The sequence below is a fragment of the Citrobacter sp. CF971 genome (assembly GCF_006385635.1).
GTDB lineage: Bacteria > Pseudomonadota > Gammaproteobacteria > Enterobacterales > Enterobacteriaceae > Citrobacter > Citrobacter freundii.
The window spans coordinates 1,582,357-1,608,949 of the sequence record NZ_CP041051.1; the positions used below are offsets into that span (position 1 = coordinate 1,582,357).

The following is a 26,593-nucleotide window of genomic DNA, read 5'->3' on the forward strand; positions in this document are numbered from 1 at the left end:
CGCAAAGTTTTTTCTGCAATAAACAAGATGACTTGAAAAATTATTAAGAACTTATTGGCACTATTTGCTTAAGTTTAACCTTATTTAAATTGTGTTTATTGTTTCCCTTAAGTATTATTGGTTAATATTTACCCGTCATCAGTGTGAGTAAATCATGGATTGGATCAATGACATCAATGGATAAAATAAAATATAACTCTCGATGCTTATCTGGGTGTCTTGAATTATTTTTTATAAATTAAACTATTTTTGTACGCTGCAAATGGAAGAGGTTATGAGAGGAAAAATACCCAAGACGGAGTTGCTGGTAACTTTTGAAGTGGTTGCGCGTCACGAAAGTTATACCCGGGCAGCTGAAGAGCTGGCTTTAACACAAAGTGCTGTTTTCCGCCAGGTAAATGCACTGGAGGATTTTCTCAATACCGCGCTATTTAATCACGCCAAAAAACGCATTTTTTTAAATGCGGCGGGCAAACACTATTTAAGCATCGTTAAAGAAACGTTAAATAAGCTTGAACGAGATACGACGACGATAATGACCTGGCAGCCGACGGTACAGGTTATTGAGCTGGCGGTGAATCCGACGTTCAGCACGCACTGGCTGATCCCAAACCTGCGTGAATTTAACAAACTTAATCCTGATATTATCGTGAACATTCATTCCCTGGCGAATATTGGTGATTTTCTCAATCGAGAGTATGACGCGGCAATCATGCGCGAAGACTTTTATTCGCCATGGTCAGGGGTTGAGTACCTGTTTGAAGAGGAGATTCTGCCGGTATGCAGTCGCTGTTTGCTGGCCGAACCGGAACGAAAACTGGCGGTAAACGAATTACTAAACGAATTCCCGCTATTGCACCAAAGCACGCGCATCAAAGGGTGGCAGGAATGGTTTGCGCTGTCAGATGTCAGCAGTCCGTTGGTGAATAAAGGTCCGAGATTTGATTTGTTATCGATGCTGATCGCGGCGGTCCGCTCTAATCTGGGCGTTGCGCTGCTCCCGCGTTTTGCCATTCAGCACGATCTGGACAGTGGCGATATGGTCATTCCTTGCGATGTTCCGATGCGTACCGGGAATCGATTTATTATGACATGGCGTGAAGAAAAATCGGAATCCGAGCATTTACAGATTTTCCGCAACTGGTTGCTCAGTAAGTCCGTAGTATCGGCTGCCTGAGGGTGGCTTATGTCTTATCAGGCCTACAACGATGGGTAGGCCGGATAAGACGCGTTAGCATCGTTATCCGGCAAAAGAACGGCTACCAGTCGATCCCAATCTGTGCCTGAATACCGCGGTCAAACGCGTGTTTGACCGGGCGTATTTCACTGACCGTATCGGCCAGTTCCAGTAACAGCGTATGGCATCCGCGTCCTGTGACGATAACGCTCTGACCGGCAGGACGATTTTCGATGGCGTTGATAACCTCTTGCGTATCCAGATAGTGGTAAGCCAGCATGTAGGTGAGTTCATCCAGCACCACTAGATCGTAATGCGCATCAGCCAGCATGCGCTTACTTTCCTGCCAGACAACCGTTGCCGCTTCGATATCTGCTTGCCGATTTTGGGTTTCCCAGGTAAATCCGGTACCCATAATATGGAATTCGACGCCGAGCGGTTGCAGTGTGTTGTACTCACCATTATCCCACTGACCTTTAATAAACTGCGCGATGCCAACGGTTTTTCCGTGACCCACTGCGCGCGTTGCCGTGCCAAAGGCTGCGGTGGATTTTCCTTTTCCGTTGCCGGTGAAGACAATCAGGATCCCTTTCTTCTCCGTTGCAGCCGCTACGCGGGTATCAACCTGCTCTTTTAGCTTCTGCTGACGCTGACGGTGTCTGTCGTTATTGGCGCGCGCTTCCATGGAAACTCCTTAATGCCCTGCCGGGCAAGTTGCGCAGCGATGCTGCTGCTCGAACTGGCTGAAGAAGTTATTACCTTTGTCATCCACTAATACGAAGGCGGGCATATTTTTAACTTCCATCATCCACACCGCTTCCATTCCCAGTTCTGGATATTCAAGACACTGCAGACTCTTCACGTACTGTTGCGCCAGTAGGGCGGCGGCACCGCCAATGCTGCCGAGGCTAAATCCACCGTGTTTGTGACAGGCATCAGTGACCTGCTGGCTGCGGTTACCCTTGGTGAGCATAATGAGGCTGCCGCCTTGTGCCTGGAAAGCATCGACATACCCATCCATGCGCCCGCCGGTGGTGGGTCCCATTGAGCCACAGGCCTGATTTTCCGGGGTTTTGGCTGGACCAGCATAGTAAACGATATGCTTTTTCATGTATTCCGGCATCGGTTCACCGTTATCCAGTCGCGCTTTGATGTTCGCGTGAGCGATATCGCGAGCCACAACAATCGGGCCGCTTAACGACAGACGTGTACCAATGGGCAAGGCGGAGAGATCATGCAGGATCTCGTGCAGCGGACGGTTCAGATCCAGTTGTACGGTCTGGGCGCCGTTTTCTACCCGGTGAGAATCGGGGATAAATTTGCCCGGATTATGCTCGAGTTTTTCCAGCCAGATACCGTGTTTATTAATTTTGGCTTTAATGTTGCGGTCGGCAGAGCAGGAGAGGGCCATCGCGATTGGGCAGGAGCCGCCGTGGCGCGGTAAGCGAATTACGCGAATATCGTGGGCAAAGTATTTACCGCCAAACTGCGCCCCGATGCCAAACTCACGGCTGGCATTGAGCAACTCGGCTTCCAGCGCCGTATCACGGAACGCCTGGCCCAGCTCGTTCCCGCTGGTGGGCAGATTATCGTAATATTTGGTTGAAGCCAGTTTGGCGACTTTCAGCGTCTGGTCGGCGGATAAGCCCCCAACCACAAAAGCGATGTGATACGGCGGGCAAGCGGCTGTACCCAGTGATTTCATTTTTTCGATCAGGAACGCGGTGAGCTTTTCCGGCTGCAGAATGGATTTGGTTTCCTGGAATAACGCCGCCTTATTGGCAGAACCGCCGCCTTTGTTGACGAACAGGAATTTATATTCATTGCCCGGCGTGGCGCTGATGTCGATTTGTGCCGGCAGGTTTGTCTGAGTATTGACCTCGGTATACATGTCCAGCGGGGCATTTTGCGAGTAACGCAGATTGTTTTCGGTGAAGGTGGTATACACGCCTTTGCTTAAGGCTTCGGCGTCATCGCCGCCTGTCCAGACATGTTGTCCTTTGCAGGCCACAATGGTTGCCGTCCCGGTGTCCTGGCAGTTAGGCAGTACACCTTTAGCTGAAACCTCTGCATTGCGCAGCAGTTGCAATGCGACGTACTTATCGTTACCGCTGGCCTGTGGGTCGTGCAAAATGCTGGCAATCTGTTTTAAATGTCCGGCGCGCAGGAAAAATGAAGCCTCATAAAACGCCTGCTGTGCTAACAAGGTTAACGCTTCCGGTGCAACCTTGATAACTTCCTGTCCGTCTAACTCCGTTACCGTAACGTGCTGGTTACTGAGTAATTCATATTCGGTACTATCTTTACTCTGAACAAAGAGTTCCTGCCAGACAAATGGTTTAGACATGTTTACTTCTCACCTCTTCGTATTGTTTGCCGGATAAGCAATGTGCCATCCGGCGTAAAGTTATTTGGCTAAAAAGACGTTGGCTTTTGTCGCTTCGGCGACATATTCGATAGTTTTTTGGGCACGAACGCTGTTTCCGGCTTCATCAAGCGGCGGAGAATAGACCGCAATCGCATATTCGCCTGGGACGACGGCAACCATGCCGCCGCCGACGCCGCTTTTCGCCGGAATGCCAACGGTGTACAGCCATTTACCGCTGCCGTCGTACAGTCCGGCAATTGCCATTTCTGCCAGTACCTGTGGAACATATTTCTCATTCAGCAACTGTTTGCCGTTGAACGGAGATTTGCCTTTGTTCGCCAGTACGGCACCCATTTTGGCCAGTTGCTCAACGGTGATATCCACCGAGCACTGGCGGGTATAAATTTCAACGGCTTCGTCAGTGTTGCCATAGAAGCTGTTATAGGATTCCATCAGTTTGGCCAGCGCCTGATTGTGCTGGTTGGTTTCCATTTCAGATTTGAAAACCGGTTCGTTTACGGTGAGAGTGGCGTCGGCCCAGACGTTCAGGTTGTCGAGGATTTTGTTCCAACGATCGGTTTTGTCTTTGGCTTCAATCAGGCTAACGGTGCTCATGGCCCCGGCGTTTACCAGTGGGTTTTCAGGCGCGCCTTTGGTCAGTTCAACGGCCAAACCTGAGTTGAACGGCATGCCGGTGGCATTGGCGCCAAGTTTATCCAGCACTACCTGTGGACCGTGCTGCTCCATGGCGAGCGCCATGGTGAACACTTTACTCAGGGATTCCATTGGGAAAGGTTTGTTAACATCGCCAACCTGGTAGATCTTGCCGTCCACCGTCGCAATGGTGATGGCAAAATTTTTCGGGCTATAGGTCGCCAGAGCAGGGATGTAGTCGGCGACTTTTCCATCGTTATTACTTTTGTACTTCTGATGAGCCTGTTCTATCAGCTTGGCGTAGTCGGGCGTGGTTTGCGCGAATGTGGTTGCGCTAAACAAGACGCTGAAAGAAAAGAGACTCACGCCGATAATTGTTTTATTCATTGTGCGTTCCTGTTGGTGTGCTCATCTTGATGCCGGATGGCGGCGTACCGCCTAATCCGGCCTACGGATAGTTAAACGTTATGTAGGCCGGATAAGCGCAAGCGCCATCCGGCAATAACGTAGTATCAGGACAAAGCGACTTCCGTTTCGGTAACCGGGCGTTCCTGTTCCGGTGACTTCACTGGCGCAGTTCCACGGCAACCCTGGCCGAAGTGTTCGCCTTCCCAACGGCCCACAATGGCAGCGCCCATGGCGTTACTCATGACGTTGGTAGCGGAACGACCCATATCGAGGAACGGATCGACGCCCATCAGAAGGATCAAACCCGCTTCCGGAATGTTGAACTGGTTCAGGGTAGCGGCGATAACGACCATCGAGGCACGCGGTACACCCGCCATCCCTTTAGAAGTCAGCATCAGAATTAACAGCATGGTAATTTGCTCGCCCATGCTCAGTTCGATGTTGCACGCCTGAGCAATAAAGACAGTGGCAAAGGAGCAATAAGCCATGGAGCCGACCAGGTTAAAGGAGTAACCGATAGGCAGAACGAAGCTGGCGATTTTTGAAGAAACACCGAATTTTTCCAGCTTGTCCAGCGTACCCGGGAAGGCGGCTTCAGAGCTTGAAGTGGTAAAGGCCAGCAGAGCGGGTTCGAGGATTGATTTAGTTAACCGTGCGATGCAAGGCCCGACGATCATAGTAGACAGGCCAATCAGGATCGCCCACAGCATACCCAGCGTCAGGTAGAACTCACCCATGAAGATCCCGGCGCTAACCATCACACCCAGACCACGTTCGGCAATCAGACCTGAAATAGCGGCAAAAACGGTCAGTGGCGCAAACAGCATGACGTAACCCGTCAGCTTCAGCATCACGTGCACCAGTGAATCCAGCACTTTCACAATAGGGTCGGCTTTTTCACCAATCGCAGCGAGGCTGCAACCAAGGAAGATTGAGAACACGACGATCTGCAGAATTTCGTTACGCGCCATCGCATCGACAATACTGGTCGGTACCGCGTGTGAGATGAACACTTTCAGCGTGAATGGCTCTGACTTAACGGCGGCAACAGCGCCGACATCATGTGGCACAAAGTTGATACCTGCGCCTGGCTGGAAGATATTTACGATAACCAGACCCAGCGCGATTGACAGCAATGACGCGCAAATAAACAGGAAGAAGGTTTTCGAAAATATACGTCCCAGCGTTTTGGCATCGCCCATTTTGGCAATACCCACAACCAGAGTTGAAATAACCAATGGTGCGATAATCATTTTCACCATACGTAAGAATATAGTGGTAAAAATGGAAATGTCTGCTGCATAAGATTTTGCTGTTTCAGCCGCGGCCATATTATTTATGGCCACCCCGGCAATCATGCCGAGTATCAGGCCTAATATGATCATCTTCGTTAAACTTATTTTCTTCATGTGTACTCCATCGGATAAAGGTTGGTAATTGGAATTGTGTAGGGTGGCGTGCGCCTGAGCCTGGACAGCAGCTTAGACGCACGCCTGTTGTGACCAACCGCATGAATAATTCGAAGCACTGTGATACAGCTGAATTCTGTGCCCCAATGGTTGTTATTGTGTTTTTTGTTACAAGTCGAACTCAATACTTAATAATGGTGCGTGTTGCTGTGCACCATAAACATCATTGTCACCGACGTTACCGGAAATAATATCGCGCGGCATGACGATTTTTACGGCATTCGCCGGATCGAACCATACAATATTGTGAATAAAGTCAGGTTTAACGTTATATAAACCGGCAATAAGCTGCGGTGTTAATTGCTCTGAGCGTTTTACGCGCTGATAATCTTCCCGGGTTTTAAATAAAATATCTAAAACCAGTTCGTACGGTCCGGCGTTTTTCGAGCGAATAACTTGTGCCAGTGAACAAATTGAGTGTTTCATGCCTGAACTCCTTCTGGCGTCACCTGTTCAATGTGGAAATCAAAACGCAGCGCATCGCTCGCTTCAATCAGGTGATAGATCGAGAACTCATACACCGGTCCACTCTGAATATCAGATGGCGAGAACGGGAAGGCGAGGTTGCCCGCAGTCGCAATGCGATTTTCATAGCCGTAGTGCAGCAGGGTAGAGCGCACCAGCGAGCAAACGCTGTTGGCGATGTCCTGCGTCGGCGCAACGACATCCAGTAAAATTCCCAGTTCATGGCCCGCTGTTTTCATCGGCTCATGGTTGCCCATCACACCGTTCTTACCGTACAAGTGGAACGTCATGCGGATACTGTCGTCATTCAGGGAGAGGTTACGTGCAACGCTTGCCTGTACCTCTTCAAGAATCGTGTCAATCCCGGCAATCATAATCGGGTCGCGTGTTCCGGCGATGGTCAGGCAACGGAAGCCAACCTGGCGTGCACCTTCCAGTTTCAACGCATACGGTGTTTCTTCATGGCGTGAACCGCTGACATACACTTCACCCTCGTTAACCTGGGTGAAAGTGCATGCTTTCAGGTTCAGCACACCGCCTGGCCCTGGCAGGAAGTAAGGATCTGACTTCTCGTACAGGGTGTGCGCCGCAGCAGAAGTTTCAGTGAACTTACGCTTGGGATTGAACGCCTTCAGCGTAAAGCCGTTGTCGTCGATAATCCCCATCGCACAATCGGAGCCGGAGCCAGGGGTGGCGGCAATGGCAGCACACTCAAGGATCTTACCGCAATGAAGCGCCAGACCTTCATCAAAGCCCTGCATAATCGGCAGCGCGGCGAAGCAGGCCGGATCGTAGGCTCGTCCGCCCAGGACCACCTGTGCACCGGCTTTCAGCGCACGCTGGAAAGGCTCGACGCCCATCTGCGCGACAATGTAGGTGCTCTCTTCAATGGCCTCGTGAGTCAGTTCAGGCACAAAATCGAGCGCGGTGATTTTGCCGTTATCCAGTGCCTGATGAACGATTTCTTTGTCGACATCAGACGGAATTAGCGCCATTGAGAAAGACAGTTTTTCTTCCTGCGCGATCTCATGGATTATTTGGCGACACCACTCCAGATGCGGAGCTGCGCCAGAACCACCGGCTGTGCCGATCACTACCGGGATGTTGTTCTTAACGCCTGCCACAATCATATAGCGCAGATCGCGTTTCACACCGGCCCTGTCAGTAAAGGGTTTACCTGCCCCCAGGTAGTGGGGGCCAGGATCGGAGGAACCTGCGTCAACAGCAATAAGATCCGGTGACTCTTCCATGGCTTTACGAAAACTTTCTTCCGGGAAGCCATAACCCAGGATAGCCGTAGGCGATAAGATCTTAAATGTGCGTGCCATCTCTTAATCCTTAGTTTGCAACAGCGCGATGGTGCGGTTCATTTCGTTAAACACGATGTTGAGACCTTCATCGAAACCCATACCCGGTTTGATCAGCATGCGCATTGGACGCGCGGCCAGCGCGACGTGTACGCAGGTACGAGCACTGATTTCCGTTTCGTTACAGGTACCGCCCTGATAGGCTTCCATTCCGTGTTTGTTGCAATACAGCACTGCATCAACGATGTTGTGAATACCGCCCAGATCCGGGGTTTTAATCTGCACCATGTGGCAGCTGCCCGCGTCGGTGAAGTCCACGATGTCCTGATAGGTGTTACACCATTCATCCGCAACGATTTTCACGCCGGAACCCAGACGAGTCAGCTCCTGAGTGATCTCAGTTAACATGCGGATCTGATCCGGCTTGTTACCGGCATCAACCGGGCCTTCAATGTACAGCGGTAGACCTTGAGCTTCGGCTTCCAGGCTGGCGATGTATTCGGCGCAACGCACTGGATCCATATCGAAGATCAGACCAATGGTGCCGTAGACATCAATATGCAGTGTCGGGTGATAGCTTTCGTTGGTGCGCAGGCTCAGGATGCGGTTAGACAACCAGCGGACGTACTCACGCAGTTTTTCACCTTTAAAGCCCAGCTTCTCTTCAACGTTATTGATCAGGGCATGCGGCAGGACATCCACACCTTTGAGGATCATCTTGTCGACGGCGATATAACGGTCGTCGCCGCTCTGACCAAATAACGGAATGGCTTCCGGAACGCATGGCAGTTGCCATTCATCACAAACCACTTCGGCTTTCAGACGACCGGTAGCCAATGCCGCCGCGTCGAGCAGTGCCTGAGACAGACCATAACGTACGGCGGTATGCAGCAGATGGCCGTCAATACGCAATTCATCAAAGAAACGGGCGTTGGTCAGGAACGAATCAACGTCACGACCTTCCAGCAACGGCTTGATGTGGTCGTTGAGGAACGGAATGAAGTTTTCAGCCAGGAACAGCGGGTCACGACCGCCTGCACCTGAATATTGCACCGCTGCGCAATCGCCCACAGCTACCGCGCCGTTTTCCAGAATCAGTTGTACGGAAACACATTCACCCGCCTGACGAACAGAGGTAAATCCAGGCGTGACCGGATCGCCGGTGTAGATAAACCCGTCATGACCGGCGCCATTTTTGATGGCCTGCTGATCGTCAAAATAAAATGAGGAGTAGCCAGCGGTGAAAAGGGCCTTTTTGATTTTCATTATGGTCTTCCTATTAATTTACTGTGGGATACGGCGTTGATGTCATCAATGACCATCTGGAAAGAAGGCTTGCGGCCTTCAAAATGTGCGCGCTCTGCGACATAGTCGTGGTGCAGGGCGAGAATATCTTTCGGCAGCGGCACGGCACCGGCTTCAAGAATACGGATTGCGCCTGTGTTATCGCGAACAGGCAGGATCTTACCGGCGTTACAGGCGGCAGGAGCGAAAGGTACATCCAGCACGCCAGCTTCAAAGGCCAGCACCGTACCGCGCGCAATGTCGCCATTGCCCAGTTCGAAGACTTTCTTCAACACCGCGCGGACTTCGCTCTTAATCAGGTCAACTTCCTGCTCCACGGCAGCGCACTGCGGGAATTTCTGGTCGCTGACCATGTTGAGCATCTGGCGTGACGCTTTCAGACCCTGGGCGTTAGCTGCCGCAGTTGGGATACCGAACGCTTCGTGCGGGCTTTTGGTGATCACTTTTGTGGCACCCGACATACCAGCAACCGCTGCACCCCAGGCGATAACGGAGAAGGCTTTCGCTTCATCTTCCGGGAATCCGCCCATCCACTGGTGGAAAACGGTGCTCAGTTCGTAATCGTCGAAGCCATGGTTATGGAAGTATTCGTGGGACAGTTCACGCAGCGCCTGAATAGCGGCGATATCCTGCGTCAGGCTACCGACCTGGCCGTAGCCGACGGTAATGGATTTCACGCCTTGTTCCAGCGCCAGCAGACCTTCAATAATCGCCACCGAGTGGGACATAAACGGCGGGATCAGGGTACCGGTCAGCGGGCCAAACGGCTCACGGTTGATGCGAATGCCGTTCTCTTCGTACAGACCCATCAGACGGTCGCAGTACTGCCAGTCGCGAATGGATTTTTCCAGGGTGACGCGTTTGGCGTAAGGGATGTTGTAGGAGATACCGCCGCCTTCGTAGCTGGTGAAGCCACTGGCCATGGCGATTTCTGCCAGCAGGCGCGCATCCGGCGTACCGTGGCGAACCTGGATCGGTTTTTCCAGCGATTCAGTCATCCGGCGGCAGGCAGCAACCCCGTGATTGACGACTGGTAAACCATTCAGCTTGGAAGTACCTGCTTCGATGGATTTCTGGATCCCGACAGCGGCTTCTTCATAGCGGTTCAGACGGGTATAGGCATCGATAGTACTCGGCAGGAGGTCGCACTCTTCCTGCAATGTTTTGAGCAGCGCAATATGCTCATCCATTAATGCTACGCCTGCACGCGGCTGGCTCAGGGTTTTACCTTCCTGATCGGCTTTCAGCAGGGCAAGGGAGAAGCGTTTTTTATCTGGAATTGATTGCTGGTACTTCACGCCATCTTCGAAGTTCTCAACGTCTTTGCCGGTTTCCCAGGTTTGTAATACCTGATGCCTTTCGGTCATGAATTCGTCATGGGTCAATTTTTTATTTCGAAGTTCCATTCGTAGCTGCCTTAAGTTTTATAGGGTTAAACACTGAATGCTGGTGCGAGCAGCGGCTTGCGGGTACAGCCTGGCGACGTTTGCCAGAAGCGGGAGCAGGCCATTTGAATCGCGGTAATACTCAAACTGATTCGGTAACAGAATTCTTTTCCCCTGGTCGTCCAGCTCCCGGTATTTGAGCCAGTTATGGATATCGAACTGGCTGGCGCGAGAGAGCCATCCCCCTGAACCGACGACTTTGCGTACGGTGGTGAGATCGCGACCCATCTGTAAATCCACGTTACCCACGCAGGTGCAAACCTGCTTTTTAGTGCCCGCGTGGCGCTCAGCGGCATAGCCCACGCATAAACCTGCCAGCAGGGTGTCGAAATATTTCTCTTCCTCACTGAGTGGCAGGTAATCCGGTTGCCCTACCAGATGGCGCAGGTAGCGATAAAACGCTTCCTCGCGCTGTGGTTGTTGGGCGAAGATGACTTTCACCATATCCTGCGTGCTTTCTCCCACCACGACGGCGGAAACGCGCATGCCCAGGTCGCCTTCTACTGTACGTTTGACGAACGGTTCAGGAACACCATGCAGGACGGTATCGGGGGAGAGGGTATTCGCGCTGGCCGAATAGACATCCGTGGTGGCTCCGCCCATATCAATCAGCATGAATTCCTTCCATGCGCTGTCGTAATCGCTAATGGCTTTGACTAACTCATAGACCGTCCATGGCGTCGGCATTGGCTCTTCGCCTGTTTCGCCAACAATGACGTCCAGACCTTTGCCTTTGACAATACGTGACAAGAACACATCACAAATCGCCTGGCGTGCGGCAAACGGATTCGGGTGATCGAGGTCAGGCAGAATGTTGTCTACCGTGGTCAAATCCTTATGTCCCAGAATCGTTTGTATTTCGTCCTGAATGTCCCGGTTTCCGGCGTAGATAATGGCGCAATCAAGCTTTGAGCCTGCCAGCGCATGCGCATTCGCCAGGCCGTAACTTTCTTCGCCACCGTCTGTACCGCCGGTAAACAGCAGAATATCTGGAGGGGATGACTCCAGCTCCTGGATGTCATGACGGTTCAGCTTGTACGAATAATATTGCGCGATTTTCGCTCCTGCCGAATGGGCGGTAACTTTTGCCGATTCCAACGTAATGGAAGGCACCAGCCCCATTGCTGCAACGGCAAGCCCACCTTTCGCTGAGGAGGAGTATTTCAACTGCACTTCACCACTTTTCAGTAACGGGCGAGCATCGGCAACATTCAGCACCTGATTCAGGCTGGCAAAAAAACCGTCTGCCAGATGATGTGTGGTGGTTGGGGTCAGGACATGGTTTATCAGGGTTAAATCCTCGCCTTCATGGGCGAAGAGGGCTGCCTTGGTCCATGTCGAGCCGATATCGACAGAAACTGTTTGCATCAGATGGCCTCTTCCAGGCAACGCTGTTCGAGGCCATTGTGTTGGTGAATATCATTAGTGATAAGCGCGCAAACATCTTCCAGATCGTGACTGGGGGCGAAGACCCGGTTAAAGCCCATCTCTTTAAACTTCACTTCCACATCGGCGAAGTCATGTTTACCGACGACCAGGTTGCCGCCGACGTACAGCAGAATGTCGCCAAGGCCGCGTTCGATGCAGCGCTCACGTAATCCGAGGCAATCAATGTCGCCATGACCGTAGATAGAGGACACCACGATGGCATCGGCGCCTGTTTCAATCGCAGCATCAATATATTCATCCTGGCTCACCATCACCCCAAGGTTGATTACGTGAAAATCATGAGCGGTAAAAACGCGATCCAGAACTTTATTACCTACTGCATGGCAGTCAGCACCGATGACGCCAATAACAAGTGTAGATTTCTTCATGGGTAATCCTCTGTAGGGCTGATGGTCAATAAGTGAAATTATTTTCTAATATTTAGAACATGGATTGTGACAACCTCTTAATAGGGTTGGAGTTTCTGTGGAAGCGAAAAAGGAAGCAATTGATCTATTTTCAAAATATCCTGAGAAAAATGATTGTTATATTTGGTTGTTATAAAATTTCTTTATAATCAGTAGGATGTATCATATTTTCTTGGCCGGTTTTAATTTATTAGAAAAATGGGTAATAAATTACTTGCCATGTTTGTGATCGAAATCTTATTTTGTTATGCGCGCCATTTATGTCGTGTTTTTAATAATTTCAAAAATCACAATTACTAATTAACTTGTGAACGACGTAACGGTTTTTTATTTTTTAATCTTATATGTCACAATTCATTTTTGTTAATTTTAGGATAAAAATGATAATGAAATGTTTGTGGCATATTTAATCTTTGCCACATAAGTGCAGAGTGGGCGTTAAAGATAACTTTCAGTGATGATTTAAGCGAAACGCCAGCGTTCTCTCGCAGAACACCAAACGCAATGCATCGGTCAATGTGGAACGTTTTCTCTTCCAGCTGAGATAGTTACATCTCGGTGTTAATTATAAGTAAAATTTAAATGAATAATTTGTATGAAATAACAAGTCCATGACTTGCTAAACAAAAAACTGTGAGCTACCTAGCATTAGTGATTCTTTATCTGCTATCAATTTTGTCAGCCGGGCTGGTTAAAAGATCGTGTACATTTAAATAAATATCCTATCATTTGTAGTAACGGCAATTACTCATTGAAAAACATGTTGTTAACATCGCATTCACTAGTCATGCGAGTGTTAAACACTATTAACATTAAATTTGAAAATTGATTTAAATCAATGTTTAAAACTTGGAAAACAGCATCAAAAGAGGTTAAATTGCTGCAGATCAAATTGGTCTGAAAGTGGTAAATTAGCTATAAATTGATCACTATCGAAAAATGCAAATTTGTCTCGATAAAAACCTGTTTATTGTAAGGATTTTACGGCGTAATATAATTGCGGGATCAATTTGAGTGTTTTATTAACATGTTTGTAACCTTTCTCCATTGTCCTTTCTTCACAAGAGAAGAAAGAGTAGCGGCGTAAGGAAGCAGATAAATTTGTATTGGGGCATGCGTGTGACCCTTTCTAACGGGGTTCACTCTCGGAGTCTTCATGCGATGAGCAAGGAGTCATGATGTTAGATATAGTCGAACTGTCGCGCTTACAGTTTGCCTTGACCGCGATGTACCACTTCCTGTTTGTGCCACTGACGCTCGGTATGGCGTTCTTGCTGGCCATTATGGAAACGGTCTACGTCCTTTCCGGCAAACAGATTTATAAAGATATGACCAAGTTCTGGGGCAAGTTGTTTGGTATCAACTTCGCTCTGGGTGTGGCTACCGGTCTGACCATGGAGTTCCAGTTCGGGACTAACTGGTCTTACTACTCCCACTATGTAGGGGATATTTTCGGTGCGCCACTGGCGATCGAAGGTTTGATGGCCTTCTTCCTCGAATCCACCTTTGTAGGTCTGTTCTTCTTCGGCTGGGACCGTTTGGGTAAAGTCCAGCATATGTGTGTCACCTGGCTGGTGGCCCTGGGTTCTAACCTGTCCGCGCTGTGGATTCTGGTTGCGAACGGCTGGATGCAGAACCCAATCGCAGCGGATTTCAACTTCGAAACCATGCGTATGGAGATGCTGAGCTTCTCTGAACTGGTGCTCAACCCGGTAGCACAGGTGAAATTTGTTCACACTGTGGCATCTGGTTATGTATGCGGCGCGATGTTCGTTCTGGGTATCAGCTCCTACTATATGCTGCGCGGTCGTGACTTCGCGTTTGCTAAACGTTCTTTTGCCATCGCGGCCAGCTTTGGTATGGCTGCCATTCTGTCTGTTATCGTTCTGGGTGATGAATCTGGTTACGAAATGGGCGACGTGCAGAAAACCAAACTCGCAGCGATTGAAGCAGAATGGGAAACTCAGCCTGCACCGGCTTCCTTTACGCTGTTCGGTATTCCGGACCAGGATGCGCAGGAAAACCATTTTGCGATTCAAATTCCTTATGCGCTGGGCATCATCGCCACCCGCTCTGTTGATACACCGGTCATTGGTCTGAAAGACCTGATGGTGCAGCACGAAGAGCGTATCCGTAACGGGATGAAAGCGTATCAGTTGCTGGAAGAACTGCGTGCTGGTACTACCGACCAGGCCGTTCGCGACCAGTTCAACAGCATGAAGAAAGACCTGGGTTATGGTCTGCTGCTGAAACGCTATACGGATAACGTCACCGACGCGACCGAAGCGCAAATTCAGCAGGCAACGAAAGATTCTATCCCTCGCGTTGCGCCGCTGTACTTCGCTTTCCGTATCATGGTGGCATGCGGCATTCTGATGCTGGCAATTATCGCGGTGTCCTTCTGGACTGTGCTTCGTAACCGTATCGGTGAGAAAAAATGGCTACTGCGCACAGCGCTGTACGCGATTCCTCTGCCGTGGATTGCTATTGAATCCGGTTGGTTTGTCGCAGAGTACGGTCGTCAACCGTGGGCGATTGGTGAAGTGTTACCGACAGCCGTAGCGAACTCTTCGCTGACTGCTGGCGACCTCATCTTCTCGATGCTGTTGATTTGCGGCCTGTATACCCTGTTCCTGGTGGCTGAACTTTATCTGATGTTCAAGTTCGCACGCCTTGGGCCGAGTAGCCTGAAAACCGGTCGTTATCACTACGAGCAGTCCACTGTGACTTCTCAGCCGGCACGCTAAGACAGGAGTCGTCAAATGATCGATTATGAAGTATTGCGTTTTATCTGGTGGCTGCTGGTTGGCATTCTGCTGATTGGTTTCGCGGTCACTGATGGCTTCGACATGGGGGTGGGCATGCTCACCCGTTTCCTCGGTCGTAATGATACCGAGCGTCGAATTATGATTAACTCCATCGCCCCGCACTGGGACGGTAACCAGGTTTGGCTTATCACCGCGGGTGGCGCACTGTTCGCTGCCTGGCCGATGGTGTATGCCGCTGCGTTCTCCGGTTTCTATGTGGCGATGATCCTGGTACTGGCGTCTTTGTTCTTCCGTCCGGTCGGTTTTGATTACCGCTCCAAGATTGAAGACATGCGCTGGCGCAACATGTGGGACTGGGGCATCTTCATTGGTAGCTTCGTGCCACCGCTGGTGATTGGCGTGGCGTTCGGCAACCTGCTGCAAGGGGTTCCGTTCCACGTAGATGACTACATGCGTTTGTACTACACCGGTAACTTCTTCCAGTTGCTGAATCCGTTTGGTCTGCTGGCAGGTGTCGTGAGCGTTGGGATGATCATCACCCAGGGTGCGACCTATCTGCAGATGCGTACGGTAGGTGAACTGCATCTGCGTGCTCGTGCAACTTCACAGGTTGCGGCGCTGGTGACTCTGGTCTGCTTCGCGCTGGCCGGTGTATGGGTGATTTACGGTATTGACGGTTATGTTGTGACCTCAGCTCTGGATCATCATGCCGCCTCCAACCCGCTGACCAAAGAAGTGGCTCGCGTGGCTGGCGCATGGATGGTGAACTTTAACAATGCACCTATCCTGTGGCTGGTTCCTGCACTGGGCGTGGTTCTGCCGCTGTTGACCATTCTGACTTCTCGTATGGAGAAAGGGGCCTGGGCATTCGTCTTCTCTTCACTGACGTTAGCCTGCATCATCTTGACTGCCGGTATCGCAATGTTCCCGTTTGTGATGCCATCCAGCACCATGATGAACGCAAGTTTGACCATGTGGGATGCAACGTCCAGCCAGCTGACGCTGAATCTGATGACGTATGTAGCTTGTGTGTTTGTACCGATCATTCTGCTGTACACCGGCTGGTGTTACTGGAAGATGTTTGGTCGCATCACTAAAGAAGATATTGAAAGCAACACCCACTCTCTGTACTAAGTAAGGAGCTTAAAATGTGGTATTTCGCATGGATTTTGGGAACGCTTCTTGCCTGTGCATTTGGGATAATCACAGCGCTGGCGCTTGAGCACGTTGAATCAGGCAAAGCCGGACAAGAAGATAGCTAATGACCAACATTATCGCGATGTTATACAACGCGATGGACAAGCGCCCCTTGCGGGCGCTTTCATTTGTGCTGGCAATCGTATTGGCCGGCTGCATATTCTGGGATCCGTCACGTTTCGCGGCTAAAACCAGTGAGCTTGAAATCTGGCATGGTTTTCTGCTGATGTGGGCGGTCTGCGCAGGCATCATTCACGGCGTTGGCTTTCGTCCTCGTGCCGTACACTGGCAGGGTATCTTCTGCCCGCTGATCGCGGATATCGTCCTCGTTGTTGGTCTGTTTTTCTTCTTCTTTTGAATAAGAAACATCCTTAAATATTTATGGGCTTGCATAAGCCCATAATTTTTTACTCTCCGTTTACTTTCCCCCATTCCAAAGCACCATTCCCGCGCGTATAGTAGCGAAGTTTGAAAGCACTAACCTTTTGTTGCATTACCGGGATGTAAAGTGAATACAACGCTGTTTCGATGGCCGGTTCGTGTCTACTATGAAGATACCGATGCCGGTGGGGTGGTTTACCACGCCAGCTACGTCGCTTTTTATGAAAGAGCGCGCACAGAGATGCTGCGTCATCATCACTTCAGTCAGCAGGTCCTGTTGGCTGAACGTGTAGCCTTTGTGGTGCGCAAGATGACCCTCGAGTATTTTGCGCCTGCCCGGCTCGACGATATGCTCGAAGTTCAAACCGAAATTACGTCAATGCGTGGCACCTCTTTGGTTTTCACGCAACGCATTGTCAACGCAGAGAACACCGTGCTGAATGAAGCCGAAGTTCTGATTGTTTGCGTTGATCCACTCAAAATGAAGCCTCGTGCGCTTCCCAAGTCTATTGTCGCGGAGTTTAAGCAGTGACTGACATGAATATCCTTGATTTGTTCCTGAAGGCAAGCCTTCTGGTTAAACTTATCATGTTGATTTTGATTGGTTTCTCAATCGCATCCTGGGCCATTATTATCCAGCGGACCCGTATTCTTAATGCTGCTTCACGTGAAGCCGAAGCATTTGAAGACAAGTTCTGGTCCGGCATTGAATTGTCGCGCCTGTACCAGGAAAGCCAGGGGCGTCGTGATAATTTGGCTGGCTCAGAACAAATTTTCTACAGCGGGTTCAAAGAATTTGCCCGTTTGCATCGGGCAAATAGTCACGCGCCGGAAGCGGTCGTTGAGGGGGCTTCCCGTGCGATGCGTATCTCGATGAACCGTGAGCTGGAAACGCTGGAAACGCATATTCCATTCCTCGGAACCGTTGGCTCCATCAGCCCGTATATCGGTCTGTTCGGTACCGTTTGGGGGATCATGCACGCATTTATCGCGCTGGGCGCGGTAAAACAGGCGACACTGCAAATGGTTGCACCGGGTATCGCGGAAGCGTTGATTGCAACGGCTATCGGTCTGTTTGCGGCAATCCCGGCGGTTATGGCCTACAACCGTCTGAACCAGCGCGTGAACAAACTGGAACTGAATTACGACAACTTTATGGAAGAGTTCACCGCGATTCTGCACCGCCAGGCGTTTACCGTTAGCGAGAGCAACAAGGGGTAAGCCATGGCCAGAACGCGTGGACGAGGTCGTCGCGAACTCAAGTCCGAAATCAATATTGTACCGCTGCTCGACGTACTGCTGGTGCTGTTGCTGATCTTTATGGCAACCGCACCGATCATTACGCAGAGTGTGGAAGTCGACCTGCCGGATGCGACCGAATCGCAAGCCGTCAGCAGTAACGACGAACCCCCGGTCATTATTGAAGTTTCCGGTATTGGGCAATACAGCGTGGTGGTTGAGAAAGATCGTATGGATCAACTGCCGCCGGAGCAGGTTATCGCGGAAGCGAAAAGTCGTCTGCAGACCAATCCGAAAACGGTCTTTTTAATCGGTGGTGCGAAAGACGTGCCTTATGATGAAATAATTAAAGCGCTGAACTTGTTACACAGTGCAGGCGTAAAATCGGTTGGCTTGATGACGCAGCCAATCTGATGACGGCGTTTTGCTGGCTTGAAAGATAGCACGTAACAGGCGAACAGTTTTTTGGGAACCGAGAGTGTCAAAGGCAACCGAACAAAACGACAAGCTCAAAAGGGCGATAATTATTTCAGCGGTGCTGCATGTCATTTTATTTGCAGCGCTGATCTGGAGTTCGTTCGATGAGCACATTGATGCTTCAGCCGGCGGCGGTGGCGGTTCGTCCATCGACGCCGTTATGGTCGATCCTGGCGCCGTTGTGCAACAGTACGACAGGCAGCAGCAACAGCAGGCAAGCGCGAAACGTGCTGAAGAGCAGCGTGAAAAGCAGGCGCAGCAGCAAGCTGAAGAACTTCGCGAGAAACAGGCAGCTGAGCAAGAGCGACTGAAGCAGCTGGAAAAAGAACGCTTAGCCGCGCAGGAAAAAGTGCGCGAACAGGCGCAACAGCAGAAGCAAGCTGAAGCCGCCGCCGCGAAAGCGCAAGAGCAACAGAAACAGGCTGAAGAAGCTGCGGCGAAGGCTGCTGCAGACGCGAAGGCTAAAGCTGATGCACAGGCGAAACAAGCGGCAGATGCCGCGAAGAAAGCCGCTGCTGACGCACAGAAAAAAGCTGAGGCGGAAGCTGCTAAAGCCGCTGCTGATGCGAAGAAAGTTGCCGAAGCACAAGCTGCTAAGGCTGCCGCGGACGCTGCGAAGAAAGCACTGGCTGAAGCCGCTAAGCAAGCAGCAGCCGAGAAAGCTGCCGCTGAGAAAGCAGAAAAAGCCGCCGCCGCGAAAGCGGCCGCTGCTGAAAAAGCGGCGGCTGATAAGAAAGCCGCAGCGGAAAAAGCAGCAGCAGACAAAAAAGCTGCTGCCGAGAAAGCCGCTGCCGATAAGAAAGCTGCGGCAGATAAAGCAGCAGCTGCTAAAAAGGCTGCGGCCGAAAAAGCCGCTGCAGCCTCTGGCGTTGACGACTTGTTGGGTGACCTGAGCTCCGGTAAGAATGCACCGAAATCGGGCGGTGGAGCGAAAGGAAACGGCCAACCGGCGAAAGATAGTGGTACAAGTGGTGCCAATGGCGGTGCATCTGGTGCTGATATCAGTGCTTACGCATCTCAAATTCGTAATGCGATCCAGAGCCGTCTGTATGGTGCAGATTTGTATGCAGGTAAATCTTGCGTATTACATATCAAGTTAGCACCCGATGGTCTGTTACTGGATGTGACCGAAGAGGGTGGGGATCCAGCATTGTGTCAGGCTGCGCTGACGGCTGCGAAAACTGCCAGAATTCCTAAACCGCCTAGCCAGGCAGTTTATGAAAAAGTAAAAGATGCCAAACTGGACTTCAAACTGTAATAACGACCCCTGAGAAATCAGGGGAAACGGTCTAAGGTTGATACTGAGTTGTGGTAGTTTTGTGTATTTGAGTTTGTTAACATTCTGCTAAATTATCGTGGGCTTTCCGTCCAGATAAGGGAGATATGATGAAGCAGGCATTACGAGTAGCATTTGGTTTTCTGATGCTGTGGGCAGCGGTGCTGCACGCAGAAGTACGTATCGAGATCACCCAGGGGGTGGACTCGGCGCGCCCGATTGGTGTTGTCCCCTTCCAGTGGGCAGGACCGGGTGCTGCACCTGAAGATATCGGTGGTATCGTAGGTGCTGACCTGCGTAACAGCGGTAAATTTAACCCGTTAGACCGTTCTCGTCTGCCTCAGCAGCCTGGTACCGCGCAGGAAGTTCAACCTGCCGCTTGGTCTGCGCTGGGCATTGATGCCGTAGTCGTCGGCCAGGTTACGCCGAACCCGGATGGTTCTTACAGCGTTGCCTATCAGCTGGTTGACACCGGTGGCGCACCGGGTACCGTACTGGCACAGAACACTTATAAAGTGAACAAGCAGTGGCTGCGTTACGCGGGGCATACTGCAAGTGACGAAGTGTTTGAAAAACTGACCGGCATTAAAGGTGCATTCCGTACCCGTATCGCTTATGTTGTTCAGACCAACGGTGGTCAGTTCCCGTACGAATTACGTGTGTCCGACTACGATGGTTACAACCAGTTCGTGGTACACCGTTCTCCGCAGCCGCTGATGTCTCCGGCGTGGTCTCCGGACGGTTCAAAACTGGCGTACGTAACCTTCGAGAGTGGTCGTTCTGCACTGGTTATTCAGACGTTGTCTAATGGCGCGGTTCGTCAGGTAGCGTCGTTCCCACGTCACAACGGTGCGCCTGCGTTTTCTCCGGATGGCAGCAAACTGGCGTTTGCCCTGTCTAAAACCGGTAGCCTGAACCTGTATGTCATGGACATTGGTTCCGGTCAGATCCGTCAGGTGACGGATGGTCGTAGCAACAACACGGAACCGACCTGGTTCCCGGACAGCCAAAACCTGGCCTTTACATCTGACCAGGCCGGTCGTCCGCAGGTATATAAAGTTAACGTCAACGGCGGTGCTCCGCAGCGCATTACCTGGGAAGGTTCGCAAAACCAGGATGCGGATGTGAGCAGCGACGGTAAATTTATGGTAATGGTAAGTTCGGCCAACGGTCAGCAGCACATTGCCAAACAAGATCTGGTAGCGGGTGGCGTACAAGTTCTGTCGTCAACGTTCCTGGACGAAACGCCAAGTCTGGCACCTAACGGCACTATGGTAATCTACAGCTCTTCTCAGGGGATGGGATCCGTGCTGAATTTGGTTTCTACAGATGGGCGTTTCAAAGCGCGTCTTCCGGCAACTGATGGACAGGTTAAATTCCCTGCCTGGTCGCCGTATCTGTGATAATAAATAATTGATTAATAAAGGAATCATTGAAATGCAACTGAACAAAGTGCTGAAAGGGCTGATGATTGCTCTGCCTGTTATGGCTATTGCAGCATGTTCTTCTAACAAGAACGCCAGCAATGACGGCAGCGAAGGCATGCTGGGTGCCGGCACTGGTATGGATGCAAACGGCAGCGGCAACATGTCTTCTGAAGAGCAAGCGCGTCTTCAGATGCAACAGCTGCAGCAGAACAACATCGTTTACTTCGATCTGGACAAGTACGATATCCGTTCTGATTTCGCTGCAATGCTGGATGCTCACGCTAACTTCCTGCGTAGCAACCCGTCTTACAAAGTCACCGTAGAAGGTCATGCGGACGAACGTGGTACTCCTGAGTACAACATCTCCCTGGGTGAGCGTCGTGCGAACGCCGTTAAGATGTACCTGCAGGGTAAAGGCGTTTCTGCTGACCAGATCTCCATCGTTTCTTACGGTAAAGAAAAACCTGCAGTACTGGGTCATGACGAAGCGGCTTATGCCAAAAACCGTCGCGCCGTACTGGTTTACTAAGAGAATTGCATGAGCAGTAACTTCAGACATCATCTGTTGAGTCTGTCGTTACTGGTTGGCATAGCGGCCCCTTGGGCCGCTTTTGCTCAGGCGCCAATCAGTAGTGTCGGCTCAGGCTCGGTCGAAGACCGTGTCACTCAACTCGAGCGTATTTCTAACGCTCACAGTCAGCTTTTAACCCAACTCCAGCAACAACTCTCCGATAATCAGTCCGATATTGATTCCCTGCGTGGTCAAATTCAGGAAAATCAGTATCAGTTGAACCAGGTTGTTGAACGCCAGAAGCAAATATTGTTGCAGATTAATAATCTTGGCAGCGGTAGTGCGCCTGCGGCGCAGTCTGCAGGTAGCGATCAGAGTGGGGCAGCAGCAACCCCTACGCCTGACGCGGGCGCAGCGGCAGCGTCAGGAGCCCCGGCGCAGACTGGCGATGCGAACACTGATTACAATGCGGCCATTGCTCTGGTGCAGGATAAATCCCGCCAGGATGATGCGATTGAAGCATTTCAGAACTTCATCAAAAAGTACCCAGACTCGACTTACCTGCCAAATGCGAATTACTGGCTGGGTCAGTTGAATTACAACAAGGGGAAAAAAGATGATGCAGCGTTCTATTTTGCTTCAGTAGTTAAAAACTTCCCGAAATCACCAAAGGCTGCAGACGCGATGTATAAAGTCGGCGTCATCATGCAGGACAAAGGTGACACAGCAAAAGCTAAAGCCGTTTATCAGCAGGTTATCACTAAATACCCTGGCACTGATGGTGCGAAACAAGCGCAAAAACGCCTTGGCGCGATGTAATGAACACCATGCGACCAGAAATCGTGTTAATTCTGGTCGCGTCGTGTGATTCCTAAGCAGTTGAGTTATTTACATCGAAATTTTTGTTGCGCTAAAATCTGAAATCAGTAATATATGCCGCCGTTGCCAAGGGATATCAAACAGCCCGAAAGCGGCAAAAAAAGTGGGTCGTTAGCTCAGTTGGTAGAGCAGTTGACTTTTAATCAATTGGTCGCAGGTTCGAATCCTGCACGACCCACCAATCGCTAAGGTGGAACGCGATTGTAAAACGTGAAGGATAACGTTGCGTAAGCAACGGCCCGTAGGGCGAGACGAAGTCGAGTCATCCTGCACGACCCACCACTAACTCAGTTAGTAAGTAGTATCCAGCGTAGTATCGGGTGATTAGCTCAGCTGGGAGAGCACCTCCCTTACAAGGAGGGGGTCGGCGGTTCGATCCCGTCATCACCCACCACTCGGGGCGTTAGCTCAGTTGGTAGAGCAGTTGACTTTTAATCAATTGGTCGCAGGTTCGAATCCTGCACGCCCCACCAATTTATTGGTGGTACCGAGTAAAAATTTTCAGGTTATACCCGAGCGGGTCGTTAGCTCAGTTGGTAGAGCAGTTGACTTTTAATCAATTGGTCGCAGGTTCGAATCCTGCACGACCCACCAATCGCTAAGGTGGAACGCGATTGTAAAACGTGAAGGATAACGTTGCGTAAGCAACGGCCCGTAGGGCGAGGCAAAGCCGAGTCATCCTGCACGACCCACCATCCTGAAAGTATAAAGAAGTGAACCCCATAAGGGGGCGTTAGCTCAGTTGGTAGAGCAGTTGACTTTTAATCAATTGGTCGCAGGTTCGAATCCTGCACGCCCCACCAGTGTAAAAAAGCGCCCTAAAGGCGCTTTTTTGCTATGTGCAGGATTTCATGATTCGAACCTGCAGCAGGTTCGGGTCGAACGAAGTGAGACAACGGAGCCGTTTACGGCGATGGCCCGAAGGGCGAGCGTAGCGAGTCATCCTGCACGCCCCACCAGTGTAAAAAAGCGCCCTAAAGGCGCTTTTTTGCTATGCGCAGAATCAACGATTCGAACCTGCTTGCCTGATGCGCTTCGCTTATCAGTCCTACAGACGACACTATTCACGTAGGCCGGATAAGACGTCAGTCGCCATCCGGCATTCATCACACGCAATTATTGTGACTTTCTTACGCCAATCCGCTATCTTGTTTAGCATATAAAACAAATCTAACCGAATACGGCGTGCGTCACGCTTTTAATCGGTTATTTCGTTAAGCTAGTAAAACGAGAAAGCAAGATGAGCGTGATGTTTGATCCAGAAGCAGCAATTTATCCGTTTCCGCCGAAGCCAGCCCCGCTGAGTGTGGATGAAAAGCAATTTTATCGTGAAAAAATCAAGCGCCTGTTGAAAGAGCGTGATGCCGTTATGGTCGCGCACTATTACACCGATCCTGAAATTCAGCAATTGGCCGAAGAGACCGGTGGCTGTATTTCTGATTCTCTGGAAATGGCGCGGTTCGGCTCAAAACATTCTGCCTCTACGCTGTTGGTTGCAGGAGTGAGGTTTATGGGGGAAACCGCCAAAATCCTCAGCCCGGAAAAGACCATCCTGATGCCGACCTTACAGGCGGAATGTTCATTAGATCTGGGTTGTCCGATTGATGCTTTCAGCGCGTTTTGCGATGCGCATCCTGATCGTACCGTGGTGGTTTACGCCAATACCTCCGCTGCCGTTAAAGCGCGGGCGGACTGGGTCGTCACGTCCAGTATCGCGGTAGAACTTATTGAGCACCTTGATAGTTTAGGTGAAAAAATCATCTGGGCTCCGGACAGACATCTGGGCAACTACGTGCAAAAACAGACCGGTGCAGATGTTCTTTGTTGGCAGGGGGCCTGTATCGTCCACGACGAATTTAAAACTCAGGCTTTAACACGCATGAAGGGGCTTTACCCTGATGCTGCGGTGTTGGTGCACCCGGAGTCCCCTCAGTCTATCGTTGATATGGCTGATGCGGTTGGCTCAACCAGCCAGTTAATCAACGCAGCTAAATCGTTACCGCATCAACAGCTGATTGTGGCGACTGACCGGGGCATTTTTTACAAAATGCAGCAGGCCGTTCCGGATAAAGAATTGCTTGAAGCGCCGACGGCTGGCGAGGGGGCAACCTGCCGCAGCTGTGCGCATTGTCCGTGGATGGCGATGAACGGCCTCAAGGCTATTGCTGAGGGCCTGGAACAAGGCGGAGCGGCTCATGAGATACATGTTGATGCTGCGCTGCGAGAAGGGGCGTTGTTGCCGTTAAACCGCATGTTGGAATTTGCGGCTACACTTCGAGCTTAATTAATTTTTTTGCTCTGGGGGAAAAGATGGACTTTTTTAGCACGCAGAACATTCTGGTACATATTCCGATCGGCGCTGGCGGTTACGATCTGTCGTGGATCGAAGCTGTGGGGACGATCGCCGGGTTGCTGTGTATTGGTCTGGCGAGTCTTGAGAAAATAAGCAATTACTTCTTCGGCCTGATAAACGTCACGCTGTTTGCGATTATCTTCTTTCAGATCCAGCTCTATGCAAGCCTGTTGCTGCAAGTTTTCTTCTTTGCCGCCAACATCTACGGCTGGTATGCCTGGTCCAGGCAAAATAACCAGCATGAAGCGGAACTGAAAATTCGCTGGCTGCCGTTACCAAAAGCGATCGGCTGGCTGGCGGCTTGCGTGGTAGCGATCGGTCTGATGTCGGTCTATATCGACCCGGTCTTTGCATTCCTGACCCGCATTGCGGTGAACATTATGCAGGCATTAGGATTACAGGTTGTTGTGCCTGAGTTGCAACCCGATGCATTCCCGTTCTGGGACTCCTGCATGATGGTGTTGTCGATTGCGGCGATGATCCTGATGACGCGCAAATACGTCGAAAACTGGCTGCTGTGGGTGATCATTAACGTAATAAGCGTAGTGATTTTCGCCCTACAAGGCGTATATGCCATGTCGCTGGAGTATATGATCCTGACGGTTATCGCCCTGAATGGTAGCAGGATGTGGATTAACAGCGCGCGTGAGCGGGGTTCCCGCGCGCTTTCCCATTAATGGTGATGATGTGAATGGCCGGACACGCCTTGGTACAGGTGGCAGTCCGGCCCATTGCACGGCTGATACTCCATCTGGATCGTCGCGTGTTCAATCTGGTAGTGGTGGATAAGGAAATGCTGAATACGTTCCAGCAGGGCATCATGATCGTGCGGCGGGATCACCTGCACATGCAGCGTCATTACCGGTTTTTCACCCACCATCCAGACATGGACATGGTGTACATTGCGGACTTCGGGGATATCCCGGCTGAGATGGCGCTGCAGTGCGGCAATATCCAGCGTCAGCGGGGCACCTTCCAGTAATTCATTAACGCTATCCTTTAACAGTCGCCAGGCGCTGCGCAGTACCAGCACGGAAACCAGAATCGAGAGAATCGGGTCCGCAGGCGTCCAGCCCGTCCAGATAATAATAAGCGCAGCGATGATCGCCCCGACCGAGCCGAGTAAATCGCCCATCACATGTAGTGCCGCAGCACGGACGTTCAGGTTTTTCTCCTCACTGCCGCGGTGTAGAACCCAAAAAGCCAGCACGTTGGCGAGTAAACCCGCGACAGCTATAACCATCATCATGCCGCCTGCCACGGGGCGGGGCGTATGGAAGCGCTCAATGGCTTCCCAGACGATTAAAATGGTGATCACGACCAATGCGATGGCATTAACAAACGCGGCCAGTGTCGTGAGCCTCAGCCAGCCGAAGGTGTGTCGTATTGTGGGCGGTCGATGGGAAAACCGGACGGCCAGCAGCGCGAAAAGGAGCGCTGCGGCATCAGTGAGCATATGCCCGGCATCAGCCAGCAAGGCCAGTGAACCTGAAAGTATTCCACCTACCACTTCAACCAACATAAATCCGGCTGTAATGCAGAATGCAAACATCAAGCGGCGGGCATTATTGTCCTTGGGTTGCTCAGAGGAATTATGAGTATGCGAGTGCGCCATTATGCCATCCCTTTGT

25 protein-coding genes, 5 tRNA genes and 1 other RNA gene are annotated in these 26,593 nt (G+C 51.0%); 20 read left to right on the top strand and 11 right to left on the bottom strand.

What is annotated here, in order from left to right:
* Nucleotides 1–274 precede the first annotated feature (274 nt).
* Complete coding sequence (locus E6P06_RS10985; protein WP_003022936.1) at nucleotides 275–1,177, top strand: LysR substrate-binding domain-containing protein; 903 nt, start codon at nucleotides 275–277, stop codon at nucleotides 1,175–1,177.
* 82 nt (nucleotides 1,178–1,259) lie between these two features.
* Here E6P06_RS10985 and cobO read toward each other — a convergent pair whose 3' ends face one another.
* The 10 genes from cobO to glmS all read right to left on the bottom strand — a co-directional run bounded on the left by cobO (nucleotide 1,260) and on the right by glmS (nucleotide 12,415).
* Nucleotides 1,260–1,862 (bottom strand): cob(I)yrinic acid a,c-diamide adenosyltransferase, encoded by a 603-nt coding sequence (cobO, locus tag E6P06_RS10990; RefSeq protein WP_003847316.1) that lies wholly within the window; start codon nucleotides 1,860–1,862, stop codon nucleotides 1,260–1,262.
* Nucleotides 1,863–1,871: 9 nt separating this feature from the next.
* On the bottom strand, nucleotides 1,872–3,524 hold the full coding sequence (locus E6P06_RS10995) for a class I fumarate hydratase (RefSeq protein WP_121571539.1): 1,653 nt from the start codon (nucleotides 3,522–3,524) through the stop codon (nucleotides 1,872–1,874).
* Nucleotides 3,525–3,584: 60 nt separating this feature from the next.
* Nucleotides 3,585–4,586, bottom strand: a complete 1,002-nt coding sequence (gene glsA / locus E6P06_RS11000; RefSeq protein WP_003022944.1) for a glutaminase A — start codon at nucleotides 4,584–4,586, stop codon at nucleotides 3,585–3,587.
* Nucleotides 4,587–4,711: 125 nt separating this feature from the next.
* Nucleotides 4,712–6,016 (bottom strand): dicarboxylate/amino acid:cation symporter, encoded by a 1,305-nt coding sequence (locus E6P06_RS11005; protein WP_003022946.1) that lies wholly within the window; start codon nucleotides 6,014–6,016, stop codon nucleotides 4,712–4,714.
* 168 nt (nucleotides 6,017–6,184) lie between these two features.
* Nucleotides 6,185–6,502 (bottom strand): DUF4387 domain-containing protein, encoded by a 318-nt coding sequence (locus E6P06_RS11010; RefSeq protein WP_008320068.1) that lies wholly within the window; start codon nucleotides 6,500–6,502, stop codon nucleotides 6,185–6,187.
* Nucleotides 6,499–7,869: an acyclic terpene utilization AtuA family protein gene (locus tag E6P06_RS11015; protein ID WP_003022951.1), complete on the bottom strand. Its 1,371-nt coding sequence runs from the start codon at nucleotides 7,867–7,869 to the stop codon at nucleotides 6,499–6,501. Before E6P06_RS11015 ends, E6P06_RS11010 begins: the two co-directional genes overlap by 4 nt.
* A 3-nt stretch (nucleotides 7,870–7,872) precedes the next feature.
* Nucleotides 7,873–9,114 (bottom strand): methylaspartate ammonia-lyase, encoded by a 1,242-nt coding sequence (locus tag E6P06_RS11020; RefSeq protein WP_003022953.1) that lies wholly within the window; start codon nucleotides 9,112–9,114, stop codon nucleotides 7,873–7,875.
* A complete protein-coding gene (locus E6P06_RS11025) occupies nucleotides 9,114–10,559 on the bottom strand; it encodes a methylaspartate mutase subunit E (RefSeq protein ID WP_003022957.1) in 1,446 nt (481 codons plus the stop codon). The genes E6P06_RS11020 and E6P06_RS11025 overlap by 1 nt, the downstream gene beginning before the upstream one ends.
* Nucleotides 10,560–10,577: 18 nt before the next feature.
* Nucleotides 10,578–11,966 (bottom strand): methylaspartate mutase accessory protein GlmL, encoded by a 1,389-nt coding sequence (glmL, locus tag E6P06_RS11030; protein WP_044712644.1) that lies wholly within the window; start codon nucleotides 11,964–11,966, stop codon nucleotides 10,578–10,580.
* Nucleotides 11,966–12,415, bottom strand: coding sequence for a methylaspartate mutase subunit S (gene glmS, locus E6P06_RS11035; protein ID WP_003022963.1), 450 nt, complete (start codon nucleotides 12,413–12,415; stop codon nucleotides 11,966–11,968). The genes glmL and glmS overlap by 1 nt, the downstream gene beginning before the upstream one ends.
* A 1,217-nt stretch (nucleotides 12,416–13,632) precedes the next feature.
* Between glmS and cydA the strand changes: the two genes are divergently transcribed.
* From cydA to pnuC, 19 genes are all read left to right on the top strand, one after another.
* The gene (gene cydA, locus E6P06_RS11040) at nucleotides 13,633–15,201 is read left to right on the top strand and encodes a cytochrome ubiquinol oxidase subunit I (protein ID WP_003022965.1); all 1,569 of its coding nucleotides are present in this window, start codon (nucleotides 13,633–13,635) and stop codon (nucleotides 15,199–15,201) included.
* 15 nt (nucleotides 15,202–15,216) lie between these two features.
* Entirely contained in the window at nucleotides 15,217–16,356 is a 1,140-nt protein-coding gene (gene cydB / locus E6P06_RS11045; RefSeq protein ID WP_003022968.1) for a cytochrome d ubiquinol oxidase subunit II, read from the top strand.
* A gap of 14 nt (nucleotides 16,357–16,370) precedes the next feature.
* Nucleotides 16,371–16,484, top strand: coding sequence for a cytochrome bd-I oxidase subunit CydX (gene cydX, locus E6P06_RS11050; RefSeq protein ID WP_003022970.1), 114 nt, complete (start codon nucleotides 16,371–16,373; stop codon nucleotides 16,482–16,484).
* A complete protein-coding gene (ybgE, locus tag E6P06_RS11055) occupies nucleotides 16,484–16,777 on the top strand; it encodes a cyd operon protein YbgE (protein ID WP_003022971.1) in 294 nt (97 codons plus the stop codon). The genes cydX and ybgE overlap by 1 nt, the downstream gene beginning before the upstream one ends.
* Before the next feature lie 150 nt (nucleotides 16,778–16,927).
* A complete protein-coding gene (gene ybgC / locus E6P06_RS11060) occupies nucleotides 16,928–17,332 on the top strand; it encodes a tol-pal system-associated acyl-CoA thioesterase (RefSeq protein ID WP_003835413.1) in 405 nt (134 codons plus the stop codon).
* The gene (gene tolQ, locus E6P06_RS11065) at nucleotides 17,329–18,021 is read left to right on the top strand and encodes a Tol-Pal system protein TolQ (protein WP_003022976.1); all 693 of its coding nucleotides are present in this window, start codon (nucleotides 17,329–17,331) and stop codon (nucleotides 18,019–18,021) included. The genes ybgC and tolQ overlap by 4 nt, the downstream gene beginning before the upstream one ends.
* 3 nt (nucleotides 18,022–18,024) lie before the next feature.
* Nucleotides 18,025–18,453, top strand: a complete 429-nt coding sequence (gene tolR / locus E6P06_RS11070; protein ID WP_003022978.1) for a colicin uptake protein TolR — start codon at nucleotides 18,025–18,027, stop codon at nucleotides 18,451–18,453.
* Nucleotides 18,454–18,517: 64 nt separating this feature from the next.
* A complete protein-coding gene (gene tolA, locus E6P06_RS11075) occupies nucleotides 18,518–19,774 on the top strand; it encodes a cell envelope integrity protein TolA (protein WP_139935230.1) in 1,257 nt (418 codons plus the stop codon).
* Nucleotides 19,775–19,902: 128 nt separating this feature from the next.
* A complete protein-coding gene (tolB, locus tag E6P06_RS11080; RefSeq protein ID WP_003022981.1) occupies nucleotides 19,903–21,195 on the top strand; it encodes a Tol-Pal system beta propeller repeat protein TolB in 1,293 nt (430 codons plus the stop codon).
* Between the two features lie 34 nt (nucleotides 21,196–21,229).
* Nucleotides 21,230–21,748 carry a peptidoglycan-associated lipoprotein Pal gene (pal, locus tag E6P06_RS11085; protein ID WP_003022983.1) on the top strand — a complete coding sequence of 173 codons (519 nt, stop codon included), beginning with the start codon at nucleotides 21,230–21,232 and terminating at the stop codon, nucleotides 21,746–21,748.
* A 9-nt stretch (nucleotides 21,749–21,757) separates the two neighbouring features.
* Nucleotides 21,758–22,549 (top strand): cell division protein CpoB, encoded by a 792-nt coding sequence (gene cpoB / locus E6P06_RS11090; RefSeq protein WP_003847309.1) that lies wholly within the window; start codon nucleotides 21,758–21,760, stop codon nucleotides 22,547–22,549.
* A gap of 165 nt (nucleotides 22,550–22,714) precedes the next feature.
* Nucleotides 22,715–22,790, top strand: a tRNA-Lys gene (locus tag E6P06_RS11095).
* Nucleotides 22,791–22,927: 137 nt separating this feature from the next.
* Nucleotides 22,928–23,003, top strand: a tRNA-Val gene (locus tag E6P06_RS11100).
* Between the two features lie 3 nt (nucleotides 23,004–23,006).
* Nucleotides 23,007–23,082, top strand: a tRNA-Lys gene (locus tag E6P06_RS11105).
* Between the two features lie 45 nt (nucleotides 23,083–23,127).
* Nucleotides 23,128–23,203, top strand: a tRNA-Lys gene (locus E6P06_RS11110).
* 133 nt (nucleotides 23,204–23,336) lie between these two features.
* Nucleotides 23,337–23,412: transfer RNA gene (locus tag E6P06_RS11115), tRNA-Lys, on the top strand.
* A 22-nt stretch (nucleotides 23,413–23,434) separates the two neighbouring features.
* A non-coding RNA gene (locus E6P06_RS11120) (RtT sRNA) lies at nucleotides 23,435–23,568 on the top strand.
* Nucleotides 23,569–23,849: 281 nt separating this feature from the next.
* On the top strand, nucleotides 23,850–24,893 hold the full coding sequence (gene nadA, locus E6P06_RS11125) for a quinolinate synthase NadA (protein WP_003837113.1): 1,044 nt from the start codon (nucleotides 23,850–23,852) through the stop codon (nucleotides 24,891–24,893).
* A 26-nt stretch (nucleotides 24,894–24,919) separates the two neighbouring features.
* On the top strand, nucleotides 24,920–25,639 hold the full coding sequence (pnuC, locus tag E6P06_RS11130; protein ID WP_139935231.1) for a nicotinamide riboside transporter PnuC: 720 nt from the start codon (nucleotides 24,920–24,922) through the stop codon (nucleotides 25,637–25,639).
* Here pnuC and zitB read toward each other — a convergent pair.
* Nucleotides 25,636–26,577, bottom strand: a complete 942-nt coding sequence (zitB, locus tag E6P06_RS11135) for a CDF family zinc transporter ZitB (RefSeq protein ID WP_003022992.1) — start codon at nucleotides 26,575–26,577, stop codon at nucleotides 25,636–25,638. The genes pnuC and zitB overlap by 4 nt on opposite strands.
* Nucleotides 26,578–26,593 lie beyond the last annotated feature (16 nt).

Bases quoted from the DNA above. Each gene is read 5' to 3' on its own strand.
- ybgE (WP_003022971.1), top strand. From the start codon at position 16,484: ATGACCAACATTATCGCGATGTTATACAACGCGATGGACAAGCGCCCC.
- pnuC (WP_139935231.1), top strand. From the start codon at position 24,920: ATGGACTTTTTTAGCACGCAGAACATTCTGGTACATATTCCGATCGGC.
- E6P06_RS11020 (WP_003022953.1), bottom strand. From the start codon at position 9,114: ATGAAAATCAAAAAGGCCCTTTTCACCGCTGGCTACTCCTCATTTTAT.
- glsA (WP_003022944.1), bottom strand. From the start codon at position 4,586: ATGAATAAAACAATTATCGGCGTGAGTCTCTTTTCTTTCAGCGTCTTG.
- tolR (WP_003022978.1), top strand. From the start codon at position 18,025: ATGGCCAGAACGCGTGGACGAGGTCGTCGCGAACTCAAGTCCGAAATC.
- nadA (WP_003837113.1), top strand. From the start codon at position 23,850: ATGAGCGTGATGTTTGATCCAGAAGCAGCAATTTATCCGTTTCCGCCG.
- E6P06_RS11025 (WP_003022957.1), bottom strand. From the start codon at position 10,559: ATGGAACTTCGAAATAAAAAATTGACCCATGACGAATTCATGACCGAA.
- glmS (WP_003022963.1), bottom strand. From the start codon at position 12,415: ATGAAGAAATCTACACTTGTTATTGGCGTCATCGGTGCTGACTGCCAT.
- E6P06_RS10985 (WP_003022936.1), top strand. From the start codon at position 275: ATGAGAGGAAAAATACCCAAGACGGAGTTGCTGGTAACTTTTGAAGTG.
- E6P06_RS11010 (WP_008320068.1), bottom strand. From the start codon at position 6,502: ATGAAACACTCAATTTGTTCACTGGCACAAGTTATTCGCTCGAAAAAC.
- cpoB (WP_003847309.1), top strand. From the start codon at position 21,758: ATGAGCAGTAACTTCAGACATCATCTGTTGAGTCTGTCGTTACTGGTT.
- E6P06_RS10995 (WP_121571539.1), bottom strand. From the start codon at position 3,524: ATGTCTAAACCATTTGTCTGGCAGGAACTCTTTGTTCAGAGTAAAGAT.
- E6P06_RS11005 (WP_003022946.1), bottom strand. From the start codon at position 6,016: ATGAAGAAAATAAGTTTAACGAAGATGATCATATTAGGCCTGATACTC.
- cobO (WP_003847316.1), bottom strand. From the start codon at position 1,862: ATGGAAGCGCGCGCCAATAACGACAGACACCGTCAGCGTCAGCAGAAG.
- pal (WP_003022983.1), top strand. From the start codon at position 21,230: ATGCAACTGAACAAAGTGCTGAAAGGGCTGATGATTGCTCTGCCTGTT.
- cydX (WP_003022970.1), top strand. From the start codon at position 16,371: ATGTGGTATTTCGCATGGATTTTGGGAACGCTTCTTGCCTGTGCATTT.
- zitB (WP_003022992.1), bottom strand. From the start codon at position 26,577: ATGGCGCACTCGCATACTCATAATTCCTCTGAGCAACCCAAGGACAAT.
- glmL (WP_044712644.1), bottom strand. From the start codon at position 11,966: ATGCAAACAGTTTCTGTCGATATCGGCTCGACATGGACCAAGGCAGCC.
- cydB (WP_003022968.1), top strand. From the start codon at position 15,217: ATGATCGATTATGAAGTATTGCGTTTTATCTGGTGGCTGCTGGTTGGC.
- cydA (WP_003022965.1), top strand. From the start codon at position 13,633: ATGTTAGATATAGTCGAACTGTCGCGCTTACAGTTTGCCTTGACCGCG.
- tolB (WP_003022981.1), top strand. From the start codon at position 19,903: ATGAAGCAGGCATTACGAGTAGCATTTGGTTTTCTGATGCTGTGGGCA.
- E6P06_RS11015 (WP_003022951.1), bottom strand. From the start codon at position 7,869: ATGGCACGCACATTTAAGATCTTATCGCCTACGGCTATCCTGGGTTAT.